The sequence below is a fragment of the Streptosporangium amethystogenes genome, from assembly GCF_000721075.1.
GTDB lineage: Bacteria > Actinomycetota > Actinomycetes > Streptosporangiales > Streptosporangiaceae > Streptosporangium > Streptosporangium amethystogenes.
This window is the reverse complement of record NZ_JOEQ01000028.1, coordinates 37,359-56,242: the sequence shown is the minus strand read 5'-3', so window position 1 is coordinate 56,242 and position 18,884 is coordinate 37,359. Positions and strand designations below refer to the sequence as shown.

Here is an 18,884-nt window from a genome sequence, read left to right as displayed (position 1 = left end):
CGTGTCGGGGCCGGGCCCGGTAGAACGCCGGACATGACGCGCAGGCAGCTCACCGACGAGCAGTGGAAGTTCATCGCCCCCTACCTGCCGATCGGCGCTTTCGGCCCTTACCCAGAGCGGCTGCGCGAGCGGTTCGAGGGGATGATCTGGCGGTTTCGCACCGGTGCCCAGTGGCGGGAGATGCCCGAGCGGTTCGGGGCGTGGCCGACCGTCTACCGGCGCTTCCGCGGCTGGCGGGACGCCGGGGTCCTCACCGCCCTGCTCGAAGGACCGATCGCCCGGGCGGCCCGCCAGAACAAGACGGATGTGTCGCCGGTCAGCGTTGACTCCACCACCGCCCGCGCCCATCACGACGCGGCCGGGACGCGTATCGACGCCGAGGTCCTGGACGCTATCGACAGGGCCGCCGCCGAGCAGGAGCGGGCCCGTCAAAAAGGGGCGGCGCGCACGAACAGGCCGGGCAGGACGATCCTGAACGAGACGAGCGACGGCGCCTGCGGCGACGGCGCGAGCTCCGCCTGAAGCAGGCCCTGCTGGGGCGCTCCAGAGGCGGGCCGGCCAGCAAAATCCATCTGGCCGCCGACCGCGGGTGCCGCCCTTTGGCGTTCGTCCTGACCGCCGGACAGACGGCCGACGGCCCCCGGTTCGTCGGCGTGCTCAAGAAAGTACGCATCCGCCTGCCCGTCGGCCGCCCCCGCACCCGGCCCGCGGCGGTCGCCGCCGACAAGGCCCACTCCTCCCGCGCCAACCGCTCCTACCCGCGCAAACGACACATCAAGGCGGTCATCCCGGAGAAGAGGGATCAGGCGGCCAACCGCAAGAACAAGGGCAGCCGGGGAGGACGGCCCGTCTCACACGGCGCAGGCCTCTACCGGGAGCGCAACACCGTCGAGCGCCTGATCAACAAGCTGAAGGCCTGGCGGGGCATCGCCACCCGCTATGACAAGTCACCCGAGAGCCACCTCGCCGGCCTTCACCTTCGTGATGAACCCGGCCGCCGAGCTGGAAACCCTCAGCTAAACGACCGGGTCAATGGCTACTTCGCCCCTCGGAGTTCAGGGCCGTATATACGGATGACCGCTGTTCAGGCGAAATCAGTTGGCGGGCATGCCGAACCAGCGGGAGAGGTGGTCGTCCAGGTCCTGCTGATCGTCGCCGATCCAGGCGACGTGACCGTCGGGGCGTAACAGGACGCACGGGACATCCAGTTCCGCAGTGGGATCCGCGAGGTAATCGACCCGGTCCGACCAGCCCCCGACGGTCAGGCGTTCGGTGCGGTCCAGCAGCAGGCCGCGGCCGCGATGCAGCAGACCGTAGAGGTGGCCCCGTTCCAGGTCGATGTCGCGCAGGCGGCGGCCGAGCAGGCCGGGGCCCTCGCCGAAGTCGTAGCGGATACCGATCGCGGTGATCTTCTCGATCAGATAGCGGTTCACCTCGTCGAAGTCCATCAGTTCGGTGAGCAGCCTGCGCACGGCCTGCGGGCCCGGTTCGGTGGACAGCAGTTCCATCTGGGCGCGGGTGTTGTCCAGCACGTCCTCGGCGACCGGATGACGTTCGGCCTGGTAGGTGTCCAGCAGTGTTTCCGGCGCCCAGCCGCGGATCTGTGCGGCCAGTTTCCAGCCGAGGTTGAACGCGTCCTGAACGCCCAGGTTGAGGCCCTGCCCGCCGATGGGTGGATGGATGTGTGCCGCATCGCCGGCCAGCAGCACCCGCCCGACCCGATAGCGTTCGGCCAGCCGGGTGGCATCCCCGAAGCGGGACATCCAGCGCGGGGAGTGCACGCCGAAATCGGTTCCGGCGGTGGTGCGCAACTGTTGTTTGAAATCCTCAAGGGTGGGCGGTTCCGCGCGGTCGCTGACTCCCGCGGCGGGAACTACGACGCTGTAGACCCCTTCGCCGAAGGGTCGGAGCCAGAATCGCTGATGGGTCTCGCGGATCTCGGTCACCTTGGCGGCGATCTCCTCCTGCGGCACGCCTACTTCCATCTCGCCCATCAGCGTCTCGGTCCGTGAGGGCTCGCCGGGGAAGCCGACACCGAGCAGTTTACGCACCGTACTGCGCCCGCCGTCACAGCCGACGAGGTAGCGCGAACGCAGCTGTTCCCCGTCGGCCAGCTCGACGGTCACCCCCTCGTCATCCTGCTCGAAACCGGCGACCGCGCAACCGCGCCGGACCTGCGCACCCAGTTCGATCGCATGTTCTCTGAGCAGATGTTCGATGACCGGCTGCGGGATACCCAGCAGATAGGCGTACGCGGAATCCAGGCTCTTGGGTGCGGGTTTGGGGATGGCTGCGAAGAAACCGCCGGCCGGGCGCTGTCTTCCATGCTGGAGAGTGCGATTCAGCAGTCCGCGCATCGCCATCAACTCGAGACTGCGAATATGCAGACTGACTATGCGGACGAACGACGCGGGCTCGGTTTCCTTCTCCAGAACGAGTACCCGCACATCGTGCAACCGCAGTTCGGCGGCCAGCATCGCACCGGTCGGCCCGCATCCGGCAATGATCACATCGAAGATGAGGGGCGCGCGATCGGCGCCGGAGGCCGGCGACCAGAGTTCGGGGACGTCGCCCACGGTGGAGTCGCGCTCGACCGTACCGTTCGACGATGGCTCGGCGGTGAACCGCTGAGAGTGCATAGGTGTTGCCTTTCGGGAGTGCCTTGTTGGCGAGGCGCTCCCGGCGACACCTACGTCAATCGCCCGGCCGTGACGGGAAGGGGAGCACCCACATCGATACAGCGTTCATGGGTCTCACCTCCTCGGGCGGTGTCACGGTCGGCTACAAGCTACAAGCCCGAGCATCACCCCGTCCAATTCTTTCCCAGCCATGTGATCACGACCGCGAACGGGCCCGTGCGATGTGGCGGTGCACCGAACGCCTGTGCCGCCGAACCCTGGCCACCAGGTACCTCGCGCCATCGAAGTTTGAGTGGCACGGGGTACCTGGTCGTCGTCTTCATCGTCTTTAGGCGCTCAGCACCTTGCGGAGCAGTTCGGCGAACTCGGCGGGGTGCGTGCTGAGGCCTGTGTGCCCGCCGGGGAAGTGGATGAGCTCCGTGCCGAACCGCTCGGCGAGGAGGGCCGCGGGACGGTAGGGCAGTTCACCGCGCGAGTCCGCCCCACCCGCGAGCACGAGCCGGTCCGACAGGGCCGCCAGGCGATCCACGTTCGGGACATAAGCCATGAAGCTCGGCACGATATGCCCGAGGAAGTAGGGCATGTTCGCCCTTGTCCGCTCAGCTCGTGCCGCCGCCTGCGGCGGCAGCTCGATGGCCGCCTCGGCGGCGACGGGCTCCTCGGCACCCGGCCGCCGCAGGCCCGCCGCAAACTCGGCCACCGCGGGCATCAGGCCGTCCCGGCAGAACGTGTCCTGGACGCGGGCGAGCAACGCGCGGTGCTCGGCGGCGTCCGGTAGCACCTCCACCGCCGGCGGCTCATGCGCCACCACGCGTTCGATCCGCTCGGGATGGGCGGTGAGCAGGTGCAGCGCAACGATCGCACCTGAACTGCAGCCGGCCACACACGCGGGCGCATCCGGAGACAGCAGTTCCAGCAACCGGAACGCGTCATCGGCATGCTGCACGACCTGCTGAGTGGCCTGCGGGTCCTCCAGCGGGCTGCGGGACAGGCCGCGTGGGTCGTAGGAGGCGACCGTGTAGTCGGCGGCCAGGTCGTCGGCGATGCCGTTGTAGGAAGCCGCGTCTCCGGCGCCGCCGGGGATCAGCAGCAGGAGCGGACCGCTTCCACGCACCTCGTAGTGCAGGGTGGCACCGTCCACGCGCAGGCGGCCGGTGGTCGGGTCGGTCATGAGGGGTCTCCTTCACGGGGTGCGGGCCAGTGCTCCAGGAGAGCGTGCAGGGCGTCGAGACAGCGGGCCCAGGAATCCTCGGCCGGGCGCGCGTGCGCGAACCCGTCGGCGGCCTCGAGGCTGACGAAGCCGTGGAGCGTGCTGCGCACGAGCCGAACGGCGTCGGTCAGGTCGGGCTCGGCCAGTGCGTAGGCGCGCAGCATGCTGTAGGTCAGCTCGACCGCGCGCCGCGGCCCGGGAGCCCGGGCCGCGAGCTCGGGATCGATCTGCGTTGGGATCTGTGTCGCGGTGTAGCGGCCGGGGTGGTCGTGGGCGTAGGTCCGCCAGGCGTTCGCGAACGCCATCAGCGCGTCCTTCCCCGCCCGCCCGGCGGTGGCCTCGGCGATGCGGATGGTCTTCTCGTCCGCCGCCAACAGCGCGATCCGCCCGCGCAGGTCCTCCAGACCGCGCACGTGCACATACAGGCTCGCGTCCTTCACCCCGAGCCGCCGCGCCACCGCCGACATGGTCACGTGGTCGAGCCCGACCTCGTCCGCCAGTTCGGCGCCCGCGAGCGTCACCCGGTCCGCCGTCAATCCGGCCCGCGCCATGCGCACCTCCCTTTCCCTAGAGTCATTAGGAAAAAACTAGTAGCACTAGGTTAAACTTTGTAGCACGAGGATGGCAAAGCGGGGCGGGAGGACTTCGCCGTCTCGGCTCCAGCTCGATGCCCTGGCCGAGAGCGGCTACGACACCCTCACCGGCTGATCCCCGGATCAGGCTGCCTTCAGCTTCCCCTGGTGACGCGGACCCGAGCGGGGGGCCAGGTCGGGGACCTGCTCCGAGGGTTCGAAGTCCGCTACAACGCCACGGCACAGCCGTTCCAGTGGAAGTTCACCACCTTTGACCTGGACGATCTGCTGGCCAGGCTCGACCGGCACACCGCCGATCACCAGGAAGAGTCCTCCGTCGGTCTGGCAGCATGATCAAATCTCGAACGATTTCCGGAGCCGACCACTCAGGTAGGGGTCGTGAAGGTCACCCGTTCGGTGGTCTCCAGCATCTGCCGGGCGAACGCGGCCGACCCGAACCCGCTGGTCACGTTGAGCTTGCTCGCCATCCTGGCGGCCAGCGTGGCCAGCGGCACGGTCCCGGTCGGGCCCAGCGTCACCGCGTCGGCGGAGCCGGTGGCCCCGCGAAGGACCCGGGAGACCTTCCCCGGCCCGGCCGACTCGACCGCGAAGTGCTGCTGTTCCGGCTTCTGGTGCAGGTCGAGCCGGGCCAGCACGCCCGTGAACAGCACCAGCAGGATGTTCGGCGACAGCGCGACCCGCTGGGCCACGTCGAGTGCCTTGCCGTCGGCGCCGTAGGCGTCGATCAGCAGCCCGGGATAGGCGCTGATGATCGACGACCGGATCAGCGCGCCGGTCAGCCGGGCGGGCGCCACCAGAGGTCCCCCGGCCGCGTCGCGCGCGGCGTCGGCGGCGGTCACCCGGCCGATGCTGTACGCCCCATCGACCAGGCACCGCACCCACTCCTGGTCGACGTCGACGAATCGGATCGACTCCAGCGGCAGCAGGCCCTCGTCGGGGATCAGGTAGGTGAACGGCACCTGCGAGAGCATGGCCAGGTCGGCCATCCAGTCGACGACCTCCTGCGGCGGCGCGTCGTCGGCCGCCGGGACCTTCAGCGGATAGCCGTCGCCGGCCCCCACCGGCCGATCGCGGCGCCGCTTCCAGTTGAGCAGCGTCGTCGCGCAGCGCGAGCAGCCGCCCGGCGCCCGCGCTCTCGGCTATGTTTCGCATTAGCACTCATGGTGGCGGGTGGGATCCAGCCCGCCACCGGTGGCCGCGCTCAGTCGCCGGCCAGGGTCCCGCCCAGAGGGGTGCGCTCGTAGTGCACGGATCGGCCGGTCCGCGTCCGCGTGACCAGGCCAGATTCGCGCAGCACGGCCAGGTGGCCGCCGACTGCGCCCAGGCTGAGACCCAGCTGGCGGACCAACTGCGTGGTCGTCGCCGGCACCGCGAGCGCCCGCAGCACCTGCGCGCGGTGCGGGCCGACCAGCCGCGCCAGTGCCACCGCACCGCCCTGCGGGGGCGGCGGCCCGAGCAGGTTCGCGACGCCACGCGCCGGATACACCAGGGCGTACGGCCAGGGCGGCTCGACGTAGCTGATGAGGGTGCCGAAGACGGTCGGCATCAGCAGCAGTCCCTTGCCGCCCAGCCGGTGCCACTCCCACTCGTTCCGGGGGCCGGTACGCACCTCGATCACACCGTCGGCTCCCTCGGAGCGCCAGCCCACCCGCGGATCCAGGTCGGACAGCGCCGCGGCCCAGCCGTACATGGCGAGGTGCCCGGCGCGGTGCACCAGGTCGCGCTCCAGCACCGTACGCAGCCGCGGCCAGTCGGGCTCGACCAGCGCGTGCCAGGTCGCCTCGATCGCGTCCGAAAGCCGGGTGAGCACGTCCGGGGCGGCCAGGATCTGCTGGACGTGGCGCGGCGGCGTACGCAGCCCGACCAGGTTGCGGGCGATCTCCGCGCGAACCTGGTGCAGCGGGGTCGCCCGCACCGCGGCGAGTTCGACGGCGAAGTCGTCGCCGGGGCCCGAAGGCGGAGGATGGATGAAGTCGGCGTTGTAGTCGCCGCGGCGAAACAGCGTCGTCAGCGCCCCGACCGCGGGCGTCTCGCAGAGCAGCCGCGCGTACCGCGGCGCGATGCGCTCCGCCCAGGGCCGCAGCGGCCCGGCCGGCTGCTTGCCCGCCACGACCCGCAGCGCGTTCATTGCTTCACCCAGCGGCGAGATCGCGTAGCGGGTGTGCGCCACGTCGACCGGCCCGACTTCGATGGCAAGCATCTTTCGCCTCCACACGAAAGCTTAACGCCTCCGTCTGCACCGCCCCGAGACTGGCCCGCATGACGACACTCCTGGCCGCACCGGCGCGGGCCACCTACCGCGAGGTGTTCGCGGTGCGCCAGTTCCGCGTGCTGTTCACCGGCTACGCGCTCTTCCTCGGCGGCGAGACGGTGAAGATGCTCGCGCTCTCGGTGACCGTCTACGCCAGCACCGGCTCGCCCCTGCTGGCCGCGCTGGCCTACGCCGCCGGCTTCCTGCCCTACGCCCTCGGCGGCACGCTGCTGCCTCGCCCGGGCCGGTCACCGCGGCGCTGCTGCTCGCCGTGTCCGGGTTCGGGGTCGCGTACCAGCTGGGGCTGGCCCGGCGCTTCCTGAAGGCGGTGCCGGAGGCGAACCGAGGCCAGGCCTTCGGGCTGGCGCTGACGGGGACCATGACGTTGCAGGGGCTGTGCGCGGTCGGCGGCGGGGCGTTGGGCGAGGTGTCAGCGCCCGGCCTGGTCGTCGGCGCGGCGGGCGCGGCGTCCCTGCTGGCCGTACTGGGTCTCTGGCGCGTGCTCGCGTCGCCGAGGGTATAGCAGCGGCCGATGTCGAAGGAGGGTTCGGTCGCGCAGACGCCCACCGTCGTCATCACGCGTAAAGAGGACGGTCAGCCCATCTGCCTGATCAGCAATCCGTAGTCCGCAGGGCCAGCCAGCTTGGTCATCACCATGGCGAAGCCGCGGCCGAGTTCGGCGGCGTCCGCGAGTTGCTGGGCATTCGAATCGCTTCCGTGGTCTGTGCTCGCCGCTTGCCGGGCACGGTGCTCCACTACTCCGTGGTACCGTGTAGTGGTACTCGGTAGCACCGAGTACCAGGAGGGCGGAAGAGGACCCACGATGGACGACCTGACGGAGATGCTGAAGGGCACGCTTGAGGGCTGCGTGCTTGAAATCATCGGCAGCGAGGAGACCTACGGGTATGCCATCACACGCCGGCTGAACGAACTCGGCTTCGCCGACGTCGTCGAGGGGACGGTTTACACCATCCTGCTGCGGCTGGAGAAGAACGGGCTCGTCCAGGTGACGAAACGACCGTCCGGGCTGGGCCCGCCGCGCAAGTTCTATGCGCTCAACGACGCGGGGCGCAAAGAACTCGCGAGGTTCTGGGCGAAATGGGAGTACATCACATCACGGATCGACAAGCTCAAGGAGGGCGGGAGATGAACTTCTGGGAAACCATGACAGGCAGCGATCTCACCAGGGAATGGAAGGCGTTCGAAGTTCGGGCCAAGGCATTGCCGGCCGACTACCGGGCGGCATGGGAAGAGATCAAGGGTCACCTTTCTCCCTACTCGGACTTCACAGGTCGAAACCTGATGCCGATTTTCGACAGCGCTCTAGGACTGCTCGAAGAGACAGCGGCCGATGGGCGGAGCATTCACGAGGTGCTGGGCGACGACATCGAGGGCTTCTGCGCGGCGCTGGCCGGCGGAGAAGGGGCTCGGAGCTTTCGCGGCCGGTGGCGCGAGCAGTTGAACAGGAACGTCGCAAGGAAATTGGGCCAGCTAGGAGGCTGACGTGGGCATCCACGACATCATCGAGGGCAAGAAGCAGTGGCGGGCGCACATGGCGCGGGTCAAGGCGCTCCCGTCGGACTACCAGATCGTCTACAAGGAGATTCAGAGGTACTTCTTCAAGGTTGGACCGATCGACTTGCTTGACGGGTCCCTGCTCTCAGGGATCGTCGATTTCTTCGAGGAGGGCGTCGCGGCCGGCAAGAGAGTCCTGGAACTCATCGGCAACGACGTCGCCGCCTTCTGCGACGACCTGGTCAAGGACTCGCGCACCTACGCGGACATCTATCAGGAGTCCATCGGAGGGGAACCCGGCACGGCCGAGAAGTAACACCCGTCGACCCGGCCTTACACCGCTTGATCAGTGCCGGCGCATGCACGGTGCCGGCCGACCCGAACTCCAGCGCCTCGATGAGTGGGTGGTGTAGGAGGCCTTGAACACGCGCCGCTTGTGCTGCCGGTACGAAGATCCCTTGGCCTTTACTCGTGCAGCAGCGTCACCGGAGCCTTGTAGCCGCCAGGCACCGCGCGGGATAGACGACGTCCTCGACCGCTCGGTCGGTCATCTTGACTCCGAACTCTAACTCCTCATCCGCCGAACTGACGCGCACAGCTCATACGGGCGCGCCATGGTTGGTGGGCCGGCCGTTAGAGTTCATGGATGCTGCTGACAATTCTTGGCGGATGCGGCGCGTGGCCGGGGGCGGGCCAGGCCTGCAGTGGTTATCTCGTGGAGCACGACGGGTTCAGGCTACTCGTCGACCCTGGATATGCGACGGTGCCGCGGCTGCTGGAACGGATCACCGCCGATCAGGTCGACGCGGTGTTCATCAGTCACGGACATCCCGATCACTGTGCCGACCTGAACCCGCTGTTGCGGGCGCGGACATTGCGTGATGACCCGCCGGCGCCGTTGCCGGTGTACTCGCTGCCCGGCGCCCTGGATGCGGTACTCGCGCTGGACCGCCCGGGGATGCTGACCGACGCCTATGTCCTGCACGAGTTCACCGCCGGCGGCTCGCTCGACATCGGCCCGTTCCACGCGCGGACCCGTCTGCTGCCGCACTCGGTGCCCAATGCCGGCATACGGCTGACAGCGGGCGAGCGGGTGCTCGCATACACCGGTGACACCTGCCCGAGCCCCGATGTGGTGGACCTGGCGCGCGGCGCTGATCTGCTTCTGGCCGAGGCCACCTATGCGGACCGGGTCCCGGAGGATTCGCGGCGCCACCTGTCGAGCGCCCGCCAGGTAGGCCGGCAGGCCAAGGAGGCCGGCGCCCGGCACCTGTTACTGACTCACCTGCAGCCAGGCACAGACGCCACAGCCGCGCAAGCCGCCGCTGAGGCCGAATACGACGGCGAGACCGGCATCGCCACTTCCGGTCTCACCATCGATCTTTCCTGAGCAAGGCTTCCCCCGGCGCATGCCGGCCGGCCGATGACCGTGCCGGTCAATCTCAGGGGTCCTCGTCCCCGAGATCGCCAAGGAGCTCACGATCAAGATCGGGAAGAACGCGGGCAAGTCCCCCTTGGTCGCCTCGCTGTGCCGGGCGCTCGCCGAGGCCGAGGAGCAGGACACGCAGGCAGAGGCGGAGATCGTCGGGCCCGCCGCCCTGTCCCCCGCCGCGGCTGGTGTTGCGGCGGGTCCGGCTCTCGGCAGCCCCCTACCTCGGGCTGAGGCGGTCCCGCAGTGCGTCGTACACGTCCATCGGGAGTGGGCCCTTCTGGGCGGCTGCGACGTTGGCCTGCACGTGCGTTACCTGGGTCGAGCCAACGATCAGCGAGTGCAGATCTTGGTGAGTGAGGATGAAGCGGAGCAGGAGTTCCATCGTCGAGGCGCCGTCTGCCAGATCGTCCAGGTTGGCGGCGGCGAGCCGTGCGTGGCGGTCGGCGAGCGGTCGGCGCACCGGCTCCGGCATGGCCTCGGGCGGGGCCAAGAGCGGGCGGGCGACCGAACCGTGAGCGATCGTCCCCGCGCCGGCTGCCGCGGCGGCGCTGATGAGTTCCTCGTGGGAGCGGTCGAGCGCCGAGTAGGGGAAGAGGAAGACGTCGAACACCCCGATCGCGATGTGCTCCGGGAGGTGGGGCAGATTCCCCGACATACCGGTGAAGCGGATCGCGCCTTGGTCCTGGAGGGCCTGCATCTCGGAGATGGTGTCCTCGGCCTGCATCACGGCGACGCTCGGGCTCATGTGCACCATCAAGATGTCAAGGTGGTCGGTGCGCATCCGGCGCAGGCTCTGCTCGACGCACGCGCGGACGTTCGCCTTGGTGTAGACATGCGGCGGAACCGTCCGCGGGTCACCGACCGCGGCGAGTGGGCAGCCGCACTTGCTGGCGAGGAGGAACTCGTCGCGCCGGTGGGAGATCCAGCGGCCGATGTGCTCCTCGGCGTCGCCGTAGTCCGGCGAGGTGTCGATGAGGTTCACTCCCGAGTCGAGGACCGTGTTCAATACCGTGCGGGCCTGATCGTCGCTTATCGGTTTGCCCCACGCCTGTGGCCCGCGCATCTCCATCGCTCCGTAGCCAAGGCGGCTCGCCTGCAGCCCGGTCCTTCCGAGCTTCGCGGTTGGCAGCCTCACGTCATCGTCCTCTTTTCGGTCTCGGCCGTCCTGGCGCGTCCGTATGCGGCCAGGGTGTGGAAGGCGGCTTTGGGTTCCCACGGCAGCCCCGGATAGGTCGTCCCTGTGCGGCCGCGCTCCAGGATCTTGACGATGCCGAAGCTGGCGGTGTCGAAGTCCCGTCCGGGCTCGGAGGACGTCGGCAGGCCGCGTTGGGCGAACGTGTTGACGAACACCGTGTCCGTGCCCTCCTCGTCGTAGATGTCGAGGAGCTCGCGCACGTATTCGGCCTGCTCTTCTTCGTCCCGCATGACGATTGTGGTCAGGCGGGGGCAGAGGCCTTCGTCCCATTCGATGATGTAGTCGCCGCGTGCGCCCAGTTCGGCGGCTCCGCGGTGGGTGGTGCAGCCGAACTCGGTGACGGCGAACGGCTTGCTCTGCGCGGTCTGCGCGCGCAGACTCTCACGGAAACTGTGCGCGGTGGTCGCGTCGCGGTATCCGGCATCGGTGGCGATCACGTCGAACGGAGCCCAGTCCACGCCTTCGAAGGGCAGGGAGGCGTAGCTGATCGGACCGCCGAACCGTTCGCGCACCGTCGCAGCGGCTCGGGCGAGGAAGGTGTTGACGCGGGCGGGTACTTCGGGGAGTGCGGCGCGCAGCCGTGCGGGCTCGGCCATCAACCCAAGCCGCTCCTTCAGGCTGTCACCGGGCAGAAATCCACTGGTGAACAGGCTGATCTCGGAGCCGGTGAGGAATACGACGGAAGTCCCTTCCTGGCGTAGGCGTTCAGCCCGTCCGGCGCTGTCGACGATGAACGTCATCAGCTCGTCTTGGGTGAGGCCGTTGGTGAACGGCGAATACCAGACCTCCAGGCCCGCGCGGGCGGCGTGGCGTGCGGCGGTCTCAAGGCGGTCCGGGTCTCCTCCGGTGATACGGACCGCGTCACAGTGCAGCTCATCGCGGATGATCTGCATTTCGCGGCGCACCGCGTCCGGGTCGAAGGGCTCGTGGGTGGTGGTTCCGGCAGACAGGAAGCCGGTGTCGTAGGTGACACCGTAGACACGCATCAGGGGCCTCCGTGTGTGTGCGTGTGGGTGGGACATGCGAGAAAAAATGGGCTAGAAGCCCATGTCCCCGCCGAGCATGCCGACGGGGGTGGCCGAGCCGCCCCGGCACACGCCCTTGTGGCTGGCACTCTTCAGGCGTGAGTGCCAGGTGCTCCATCGCACTCTACTCACAACTTGCGTGTTGCGCACCTAATGCGCGACACGCAATCAGAAACGCGGCCTCGGCCGCGGCGTCACCCTGCCGACCAGCTCCGCGGTCGCCCGGGCGACAGAATATTATTCTAGAGAGGTGCTGGAGCTGCGCTTACAAGGCCTGGAGGTAAGCGACCAGATCCTGTCGCACATCTCTCCCGGCCACAGCGACAACATCAACTTCTTCGGTGTCATCAACGTGGATGTCGAGGCGGAGCCGGCCAAGCTCGACACCGGTGACTGGCGGCCGTTGCGGCCCGCACAACTGCGCGAGTTAGGGCTGAGGCCCCGAGTGACCCTGTTCCATGCTCCGCGAAGGAGGCGTAGACGGTGGTGGCCCCCGCACGGCGCGGGCCGCCACCTTACGGTCCGGCCTGTGTAAGCGCGACGGACAGTTCTTGCCGATCCACAGGAGCGTGCACATCAGGCATGGATTGGCAAAGTATGGAAGTACGTACTATTGTTGTACTTCATAATGAAGGACGTAAATATCTACGAGAGCGACTCTGACGGCCTCCTCTACGATCCTCGGGTCAGGGCCGCGATGACCCAGTTCACTGACAGCGACGAAGACCTGCTCAGCTTTGAGGCGGGCGCCGCCGTCCGCACCGCCAACCATGCCGTCGAGCGCATGCGCGCCCACGGCTCTCAGGGACGAGGGGTCAGCGCGGGCGCGCTCGACCTGCTGATCCGCCTCAACAGCAGCGAGCACGGCATCAGCATCGGCGAGTTGGCCCGGACCGCCAGGGTCAGCTCCCGCAACGCCACCGGCTTGGTCGACACGCTGGAGCGCGACGGGCTGGTCCGCCGGGCCCCCGACCCAAAGGATCGGCGTTCGGTTCTGGCCGAGATCACACCTGCCGGGCGGGCGTGGATGGAGGCGTTCCGCAGGCCGTCGCAGCTTGCCATGCGGGCGATGTTCCACGGGTTCACTCCTGAAGAACTGGTCGTTCTGCGCGACCTGTGCCTGCGGCTGGCCGCCAACCAGCATCGTCTCGCCGACCATCTGCGCCAGATCGGACAGCAGTCATGACCACGACAGCTGAGGAACAGACCCGTCGCACCGTGCGCGGCTATCACGAGGCCCGTTTCCGCGGCGAGGTGTCCCCGGCGGCGGCGCACCTGGGAGAGCCGTTCCGCTTCCAGAGCCCGTTCGTCACCTCCGACGATCGGACGGGCCATCTGGCGACCTTGCCGGGGTTCGTGTCGATCGTGACCGGCGTCGAGCTGATCAGTGAGCTGTACGGCGAAGCGGAGGCCACGCTCGTGTACGACGTGCACACCGCGACGCCGGCCGGCACTCAGCACACGGCCGAGCAATTCCGGCTGGACGGCGACAAGATCGTGTCGATCATGCTGTTGTTCGACGCCTCGCCGCCTTGGCAGCCGATGAAGGCCCACATCGAGCTATGAAACAACGCGCCCCATGACACGTGTCAAAGGCGTGAAAGACATCGGCGAGTTTGGCGTCGGTACACCCGTCACCGCAGCATCGCGGGTGGTCGGTGTCGGTGTGCCCAGGCCGGACAGAGCCGAACGCGAGCACAGGTTCATAGCCGTCACAGGACCGATACCGCTGTTTTAGCCTGTGCCAGGTGTGGTGCCCCAGGGCACCCGAAGAAGATGCCGGCCACGGGTCGCGTTCCCTGCCTGCCGGCGAGGAACTACCCCATCTCGAGAGGAGTTCTCTACCTATGGCCTCCATCCGCCACGAGATCGTCATCGATGCGTCTCCTGCGCACATCTGGGATGTGCTGCGCGACGTCGGAGCCGTGCACGAGCGTCTGCTGCCGGGCCGTGTCATGGACACCCGGCTGGAAGGCGACCAGCGGTTCCTGACCTTTCCCGACGGGCACGTCATCCGCGAGCTGATTGTCGCGATCGATGACGAATCCCGCTGCTTGGCCTATTCCGTTGTTGAAGGCGCGAGACCTCCTCTTGAGCACCACCACGCCTCATTTGAAGTTCGCCCGGAGGGCGACGAAGCGGGCCGACTGATCTGGACCACCAACGTGCTGCCACACACGCAGGCCACCGAGATCCGCATTCGCATCGAACACGGCGCATGGGAGATGAAGCAGGCGATCGAGGCCGCGGCACGCAGCTGAGCCGCCTATCCGTCTGAACCCCTGGAAAGGGGAAGGGGCGTCATGAGCCCAGAACGAGTCCCGCGTTCTATGATCACGGGCCTATGAGCCAATTGCGCACGCTATCCGCCACGGAGGTCCCTTCGGAACGGCTCCTGCTTCGCAGAGCGTTGCATGACGCCGACCGTGAAGGATTCATCGAGCTCTATACCGATCCCGAGGTTCAGGCGTACCTCGGCGGTCCCCAGCCTCGGAGTGACGTCGAACAGCGCTTCGATGCGGCGATCGCCAGCGCGACATCCAGGCCCGGAAACTATGTCATCGCGGACAACACGACGAACCGGCTTGTCGGGACATTGATGCTCACCCGCCGATCGACCGATGGCCCCGGGTATGTCACCGAGGATGGCGAGGAACTGGAACTGGGCTATGTACTGCGGCGCAGTGCATGGGGCGCGGGGTTCGCATTGGAGGCCGCAACGGCCACGTTGCGCGCGGCGGCTGACGAACTCCCCGACCAGCCGGTCCTGCTCGTGACCCAGACCGCGAACAAGCGATCTTTGAAACTCGCCGCCCGCCTTGGCTTTTGCCCCATCGGCACGTTCGAGGAGTTCGGCGCTGAGCAGACCCTCTGCACGGCTCCCCTGGCCAAGTTCAAAATCTGATCTCAGTCACCCGCTCCAGCTGGACACGATCAGCGACGCGGAGGGCTGGGGCGACGCCAGGTTCCGCATGGTTGTGCGGCCTGCGGCCGTCAGGCGCGGGCCGTCATGAAGGCGGCGGCGCCATCGCGGTCAAGCCAGGTGGCAAAGTCCATCAGGCCCGGCTGCTCCTTGCGCAGCGCGTCGACGTCGGCGTGCCAGCCGCCGTGGTCGGCGAAGTCGTAGCCGACCACGGCGTCGGCGTCGCGGCCAGCCAGCGCCTCGCGCGGGATGTTCCGGGGAGCGACGAGGTGCTTCGGGCGCCCCCGGGCGAGGCCTGTACAGCGATCCTTATGATCCTTTAACATCCGTGACTCTAAAGTACTAGCAGGCTAGATAAATGGAGGAGCTGGTGATCGAGCTCCACCTGGACGGCAGATCGGGTGTTTCGCCGTACCTGCAGCTGGTCCAGCAAGTACGGCATGCGCTGCGGCTCGGCGTGCTGCGCGAGGGCGACCAGATGCCGACCGTCAAGGAGGTCGTGGCGCACTTGGCGATCAACGCCAACACCGTCCTGAAGGCCTACCGGGAACTCGAGCACGAAGGACTGGTCGCCGCCCGGCCCGGGGTGGGGACGTTCGTGACGGCGACGCTCACCAACGCCTCGCTGGCCGCACACGGCCCGCTGCGGCTGGAACTGCGACGCTGGCTGGCCAACGCCCGCCGAGCCGGCCTCGACGACGAAAGCATTGAGGCCCTCTTCATGACCACCTTTCGGACCACCGCTCAGGAGGACACAGCGTGAACACTGTCCTACAGGCCCAGGGACTGGGCAGGAAATACGGCAAGCGCTGGGCGCTGCGTGAGTGCACCCTCGACATCCCAGCGGGCCACGTCGTGGGGTTGGTGGGTCCCAACGGAGCCGGCAAGACGACGCTGCTGAAGCTGGCCAGCGGCCAGCTGGAGCCAACGGCGGGCGGCATCACCGTGCTGGGCGGCCGTCCCGCCAGCGGCCCGGCGCAGTTGGCCAGGGTCGGGTTCGTCGCCCAGGACACCCCCGTCTACACCGGGCTGAGCGTCGCCGATCACCTGCGGCTGGGATCGCGGCTCAACCCCCGCTGGGACGCCACCATGGCGCGGGACCGCCTCGCACGACTCGGTCTCGACCCCGCCCAGCGGGCAGGCAAGCTGTCGGGCGGCCAGCGTGCTCAGCTCGCCCTCACCCTCGGCCTGGCCAAGCGGCCCGAACTGCTGATCCTGGACGAACCGGTCGCCTCGCTCGACCCGCTGGCCCGCCGCGAGTTCCTGCAGGGGCTGATGGAGGCCACGGTCGAGCACGAGTTCAGCGTGCTGCTCTCCTCCCACCTGGTCTCCGACCTGGAACGAGTGTGCGACTTCCTGATCGTGCTCGTCGACTCTCGCGTCCAGGTGACCGGGGAAGCCGACCAACTGCTGGCCACCCATCACCGGCTCACCGGCCCGCGCCGCGATCCCGACCGGCTCCCCGCCGACCAGCACGTGGTCTGCGCGCGCCACACCGACCGGCAGAGCACGTACGTGATCCGCACCGACGCCCCGATCCACGACCCCGCCTGGACGGTCACCCAACTCGGTCTGGAAGACCTCGTCCTGGCCTACATGGACAGGCGCACCACGGACCAGCGAGTCGCCCTGGAGGTGCAGCGATGATCTGGCTGACCTGGCGCCAGTTCCGCGGCTCGGCCGCGACGATGGCCGCCCTGCTCGTCACCCTCGCCGTCGTCCTGGCCCTGACCGGCCCCGGCTTGGCCTCCGACTACTCCGCCGGGATCGCAGCCTGCACCCAGGACAACACCTGCGACCGCTTCTACGACCACTTCTTCGGCGGGCACGAGACCTCGTTCATGGCCCTGACTCTCGTCGTGTTGCTCCTGCCCGTCCTCGCCGGGCTCTTCTGGGGGGCACCGTTGATCACCCGCGAGCTGGAGGCGGGCACGCACCTGATGGTGTGGAACCAGAGCATCACCCGCGGCCGCTGGCTGGCGGTCAAGCTCGGGCTCATGGGTTTGACCGCCGTGGCCGTCGCCGGCCTGTGCGGCCTCATGGTGACCTGGTGGTCCGATCCTCTGGACAAATCAGCCGCTGAGAATTTGGCCCTGATGGCTCCCCTGGTGTTCGGCGCGCGCGGCATCGCCCCGATGGGATATGCGGCCTTCACCTTCGTCCTCGGCGTGACCGTGGGCATGCTGGTGCGCCGCACGCTGCCCGCCATGGCCCTCACCCTGGCCGTCTTCGCCGCTATCCAGCTCGCCATGCCGCTGCTGGTCCGGCCCCACCTGGTGCCTCCGATCACCTCGACCTTCGAGCTCGGCAAGACGAACGTGAACGGCATCGGTGTAAACCGGGACCGAGGCGGATATGTGGATATTCAACTGAGGTCGGCCGTTCCCGGTCACGCGGGCGCCTGGGTCCTGTCCGCCAACCTGATCGATCCGTCCGGACGTACGCTCGGCAGCGAAGGTGCCGCCCAGATCTCCACCACGTCGGGCCCCTGCGCACCGTCGGCGGGCGGCGGGGACAGCTGCATTGTCGAGATCAACCGGCTCGGCTATCGGCAGCAGGCGACCTACCAGCCCCTGGAACGCTTCTGGCCCTTCCAGTGGATCGAGACCGGGATCTACACCCTGCTCACCCTCGGCCTGTCGTGGTTCTGCTTCTGGTGGATCCGCAGGCGCCTGTCATGACCATCATCAGGATCGCAGCCGCCGGGCTCGCCCTCGCGGCGGCGGCGGCCTGCACAGCACCGACACCGCCGCGCAGCCAGGCGAGCACGGCAGCCAGTACGGTCTGCGCAGCGCCCCGGGAAACTCCCGGGGCGGAGACGGCCACCACGATCGACATCATCGAGCAGGCCTACTTCTGCCTCCTCGGCAACTACTACAGCGGCACCACGCTGGACGCCCGCTCGCTGCTGAGCGCCGGATTCGCCGCCCTGACCCAAGAGCTCAACCGCAACGGTCACGACGTACCCGAAGCGGGCATGCCGGCGCTGACCGGTGACCACAAGACCGACTGGACCGCCTTCGAGGCCGCCTACCGAAAGACCACCGACCAGGTCCCCGACCTTCGCGACAAACTGGCCGTCGTCACCCTCGAGGCCATCGTGGCCAGCCTCGGCGACAACCACGCCCGCTGGGCGCACGACGTCAGACGGCCGCCCGACCACTACGACGGCGACGGCTACGGCCTCGGTTTCCTGGCGAACGTCAACGGCCCACAGGTGGACGCCAACCCCGGCACCGCCGTCGGCCCGCTGTTCGTCACCACCGTGCAGGGCGGCGCGGCGCAAGCGGCCGGGCTACGCCCGGGCGACATCATCGAATCGGTCAACAGATCGGCACCCTTCATCGACGGGAAGGCCACCCCCGCGATCGCCGCCCTCTACCCGGGGTACCCGGAGGCGCGCCCGGTCCGGTTACGGCTCCTGCGGCAGAGCACCGGCCGCCACTGGACGGTCACACTCAAGCCCGGCCTCTACCAGCGGGATCTGGCCGCCCTTCAAGTGGTGACCTCGAAGCTGCTGGACGACGACATCGCCTATGTACGGCTGCGCGGGTTCGCTCCCGACTCCGCGAACAGGGTCTTCAAGGCGATCTCCAGACTGCTCACCAGCCGGACCCTGTCCGGCCTCGTGCTGGACCTACGCGGCAACGGCGGCGGCAGCCCCATAGAGGCGACCCGGCTGGTAAGCGCGTTCGGCCACGGCAAAGTCACCGCCTACCAGTGCACCGTGGACGGCACGTGCGAAACGTCGCGGACCGACGACACCGTCGAGCTGCTCAACCTGCCGCTGATCGTGCTCACCGACCGCAGCTGCGCCTCGGCGTGCGAGCACTTCAGTTCCGCGATCAAGGACCTGCGCCTCGGCCAGCTGGTCGGCACCAGAACCGCAGGCGTCATCTCCGGCCCGGCGCAGCCGTACCTGCTCGGCAACAACACCAGCCTGAGCTTCCCTGCCAAGCACCACCTCGGGCCCAAGCGCGAGGTGAACGACCGGATCGGCGTGCCGCCCGACCACCACGTGCCCCTGACCCCGAAGGACGCGGCCGCCGGGCGCGACCCCGCGCTGGCCAAGGCCCTGACCTTGCTGAACAAGTGAAGGGA

Annotated in this window: 25 protein-coding genes and 1 pseudogene; 17 read left to right on the top strand and 9 right to left on the bottom strand. The window is 68.3% G+C overall.

Translation table 11 applies throughout. The features are described from left to right. Positions 1–33: 33 nt before the first annotated feature. Positions 34–983, top strand: a pseudogene (locus tag IG98_RS49270) (IS5 family transposase); the annotation flags it as partial. 111 nt (positions 984–1,094) lie between these two features. Here the strand turns inward: IG98_RS49270 and rox are convergent. The 3 genes from rox to IG98_RS0131810 all read right to left on the bottom strand — a co-directional run bounded on the left by rox (position 1,095) and on the right by IG98_RS0131810 (position 4,400). Beyond that, a complete protein-coding gene (rox, locus tag IG98_RS0131820) occupies positions 1,095–2,519 on the bottom strand; it encodes a rifampin monooxygenase (RefSeq protein WP_211264199.1) in 1,425 nt (474 codons plus the stop codon). A gap of 448 nt (positions 2,520–2,967) precedes the next feature. Beyond that, positions 2,968–3,810 (bottom strand): alpha/beta fold hydrolase, encoded by an 843-nt coding sequence (locus IG98_RS0131815; protein WP_030920617.1) that lies wholly within the window; start codon positions 3,808–3,810, stop codon positions 2,968–2,970. Continuing rightward, the gene (locus IG98_RS0131810; RefSeq protein WP_030920614.1) at positions 3,807–4,400 is read right to left on the bottom strand and encodes a TetR/AcrR family transcriptional regulator; all 594 of its coding nucleotides are present in this window, start codon (positions 4,398–4,400) and stop codon (positions 3,807–3,809) included. The genes IG98_RS0131815 and IG98_RS0131810 overlap by 4 nt, the downstream gene beginning before the upstream one ends. Positions 4,401–4,589: 189 nt before the next feature. Between IG98_RS0131810 and IG98_RS0131805 the strand changes: the two genes are divergently transcribed. Beyond that, positions 4,590–4,775, top strand: coding sequence for a hypothetical protein (locus IG98_RS0131805; protein WP_030920611.1), 186 nt, complete (start codon positions 4,590–4,592; stop codon positions 4,773–4,775). 32 nt (positions 4,776–4,807) lie between these two features. Here IG98_RS0131805 and IG98_RS0131800 read toward each other — a convergent pair whose 3' ends face one another. Beyond that, complete coding sequence (locus tag IG98_RS0131800) at positions 4,808–5,503, bottom strand: hypothetical protein (RefSeq protein ID WP_030920608.1); 696 nt, start codon at positions 5,501–5,503, stop codon at positions 4,808–4,810. A 140-nt stretch (positions 5,504–5,643) separates the two neighbouring features. Then, a complete protein-coding gene (locus IG98_RS0131795; protein ID WP_030920605.1) occupies positions 5,644–6,642 on the bottom strand; it encodes an ArsR/SmtB family transcription factor in 999 nt (332 codons plus the stop codon). Between the two features lie 59 nt (positions 6,643–6,701). On the opposite strand from IG98_RS0131795, the gene IG98_RS52750 reads away from it, so the two are divergent. Next, a complete protein-coding gene (locus IG98_RS52750; RefSeq protein WP_051753228.1) occupies positions 6,702–7,016 on the top strand; it encodes a hypothetical protein in 315 nt (104 codons plus the stop codon). Then, positions 6,965–7,216: a hypothetical protein gene (locus IG98_RS52745; RefSeq protein WP_211264189.1), complete on the top strand. Its 252-nt coding sequence runs from the start codon at positions 6,965–6,967 to the stop codon at positions 7,214–7,216. Before IG98_RS52750 ends, IG98_RS52745 begins: the two co-directional genes overlap by 52 nt. Positions 7,217–7,287: 71 nt before the next feature. Here the strand turns inward: IG98_RS52745 and IG98_RS51030 are convergent, their stop codons facing one another. Then, positions 7,288–7,449 carry a hypothetical protein gene (locus tag IG98_RS51030; protein ID WP_157594624.1) on the bottom strand — a complete coding sequence of 54 codons (162 nt, stop codon included), beginning with the start codon at positions 7,447–7,449 and terminating at the stop codon, positions 7,288–7,290. A 67-nt stretch (positions 7,450–7,516) separates the two neighbouring features. Between IG98_RS51030 and IG98_RS0131780 the strand changes: the two genes are divergently transcribed. The 4 genes from IG98_RS0131780 to IG98_RS0131760 all read left to right on the top strand — a co-directional run bounded on the left by IG98_RS0131780 (position 7,517) and on the right by IG98_RS0131760 (position 9,598). Next, positions 7,517–7,843, top strand: coding sequence for a PadR family transcriptional regulator (locus tag IG98_RS0131780; protein ID WP_030920602.1), 327 nt, complete (start codon positions 7,517–7,519; stop codon positions 7,841–7,843). Beyond that, on the top strand, positions 7,840–8,196 hold the full coding sequence (locus tag IG98_RS0131775) for a DUF1048 domain-containing protein (protein WP_030920599.1): 357 nt from the start codon (positions 7,840–7,842) through the stop codon (positions 8,194–8,196). Before IG98_RS0131780 ends, IG98_RS0131775 begins: the two co-directional genes overlap by 4 nt. A gap of 1 nt (position 8,197) precedes the next feature. Then, positions 8,198–8,524: a DUF1048 domain-containing protein gene (locus IG98_RS0131770; protein ID WP_030920595.1), complete on the top strand. Its 327-nt coding sequence runs from the start codon at positions 8,198–8,200 to the stop codon at positions 8,522–8,524. A gap of 330 nt (positions 8,525–8,854) precedes the next feature. Further along, a complete protein-coding gene (locus tag IG98_RS0131760) occupies positions 8,855–9,598 on the top strand; it encodes an MBL fold metallo-hydrolase (protein ID WP_030920592.1) in 744 nt (247 codons plus the stop codon). Between the two features lie 259 nt (positions 9,599–9,857). Here IG98_RS0131760 and IG98_RS0131755 read toward each other — a convergent pair whose 3' ends face one another. Then, positions 9,858–10,775 (bottom strand): aldo/keto reductase, encoded by a 918-nt coding sequence (locus tag IG98_RS0131755; protein ID WP_030920589.1) that lies wholly within the window; start codon positions 10,773–10,775, stop codon positions 9,858–9,860. Next, entirely contained in the window at positions 10,772–11,728 is a 957-nt protein-coding gene (locus tag IG98_RS0131750; RefSeq protein WP_245651801.1) for a glycoside hydrolase family 113 protein, read from the bottom strand. Before IG98_RS0131750 ends, IG98_RS0131755 begins: the two co-directional genes overlap by 4 nt. Before the next feature lie 382 nt (positions 11,729–12,110). On the opposite strand from IG98_RS0131750, the gene IG98_RS0131745 reads away from it, so the two are divergent. The 5 genes from IG98_RS0131745 (at position 12,111) to IG98_RS0131725 (ending at position 14,765) form a co-directional block, all read left to right on the top strand. Continuing rightward, entirely contained in the window at positions 12,111–12,395 is a 285-nt protein-coding gene (locus tag IG98_RS0131745) for a hypothetical protein (protein ID WP_030920583.1), read from the top strand. Positions 12,396–12,488: 93 nt separating this feature from the next. Next, positions 12,489–13,046 (top strand): MarR family winged helix-turn-helix transcriptional regulator, encoded by a 558-nt coding sequence (locus tag IG98_RS0131740; RefSeq protein ID WP_030920580.1) that lies wholly within the window; start codon positions 12,489–12,491, stop codon positions 13,044–13,046. After that, positions 13,043–13,426: a hypothetical protein gene (locus tag IG98_RS0131735; protein ID WP_030920578.1), complete on the top strand. Its 384-nt coding sequence runs from the start codon at positions 13,043–13,045 to the stop codon at positions 13,424–13,426. The genes IG98_RS0131740 and IG98_RS0131735 overlap by 4 nt, the downstream gene beginning before the upstream one ends. Before the next feature lie 281 nt (positions 13,427–13,707). Further along, positions 13,708–14,121, top strand: coding sequence for an SRPBCC family protein (locus IG98_RS0131730; protein ID WP_030920575.1), 414 nt, complete (start codon positions 13,708–13,710; stop codon positions 14,119–14,121). A gap of 83 nt (positions 14,122–14,204) precedes the next feature. After that, positions 14,205–14,765, top strand: coding sequence for a GNAT family N-acetyltransferase (locus IG98_RS0131725; protein WP_030920572.1), 561 nt, complete (start codon positions 14,205–14,207; stop codon positions 14,763–14,765). Between the two features lie 89 nt (positions 14,766–14,854). Here the strand turns inward: IG98_RS0131725 and IG98_RS0131720 are convergent, their stop codons facing one another. Then, positions 14,855–15,109, bottom strand: coding sequence for a hypothetical protein (locus IG98_RS0131720; RefSeq protein WP_030920569.1), 255 nt, complete (start codon positions 15,107–15,109; stop codon positions 14,855–14,857). A 32-nt stretch (positions 15,110–15,141) separates the two neighbouring features. On the opposite strand from IG98_RS0131720, the gene IG98_RS0131715 reads away from it, so the two are divergent. Genes IG98_RS0131715 through IG98_RS0131700 form a run of 4 tightly spaced genes read left to right on the top strand, consistent with a single transcriptional unit; the run spans position 15,142 to position 18,879 of the window. Further along, the gene (locus tag IG98_RS0131715) at positions 15,142–15,546 is read left to right on the top strand and encodes a GntR family transcriptional regulator (protein WP_030920567.1); all 405 of its coding nucleotides are present in this window, start codon (positions 15,142–15,144) and stop codon (positions 15,544–15,546) included. Continuing rightward, a complete protein-coding gene (locus IG98_RS0131710) occupies positions 15,543–16,430 on the top strand; it encodes an ABC transporter ATP-binding protein (RefSeq protein WP_030920564.1) in 888 nt (295 codons plus the stop codon). The genes IG98_RS0131715 and IG98_RS0131710 overlap by 4 nt, the downstream gene beginning before the upstream one ends. Next, a complete protein-coding gene (locus IG98_RS0131705) occupies positions 16,427–17,464 on the top strand; it encodes a hypothetical protein (protein WP_030920560.1) in 1,038 nt (345 codons plus the stop codon). The genes IG98_RS0131710 and IG98_RS0131705 overlap by 4 nt, the downstream gene beginning before the upstream one ends. Then, a complete protein-coding gene (locus tag IG98_RS0131700) occupies positions 17,461–18,879 on the top strand; it encodes a S41 family peptidase (protein ID WP_030920557.1) in 1,419 nt (472 codons plus the stop codon). Before IG98_RS0131705 ends, IG98_RS0131700 begins: the two co-directional genes overlap by 4 nt. Positions 18,880–18,884: the final 5 nt, after the last annotated feature.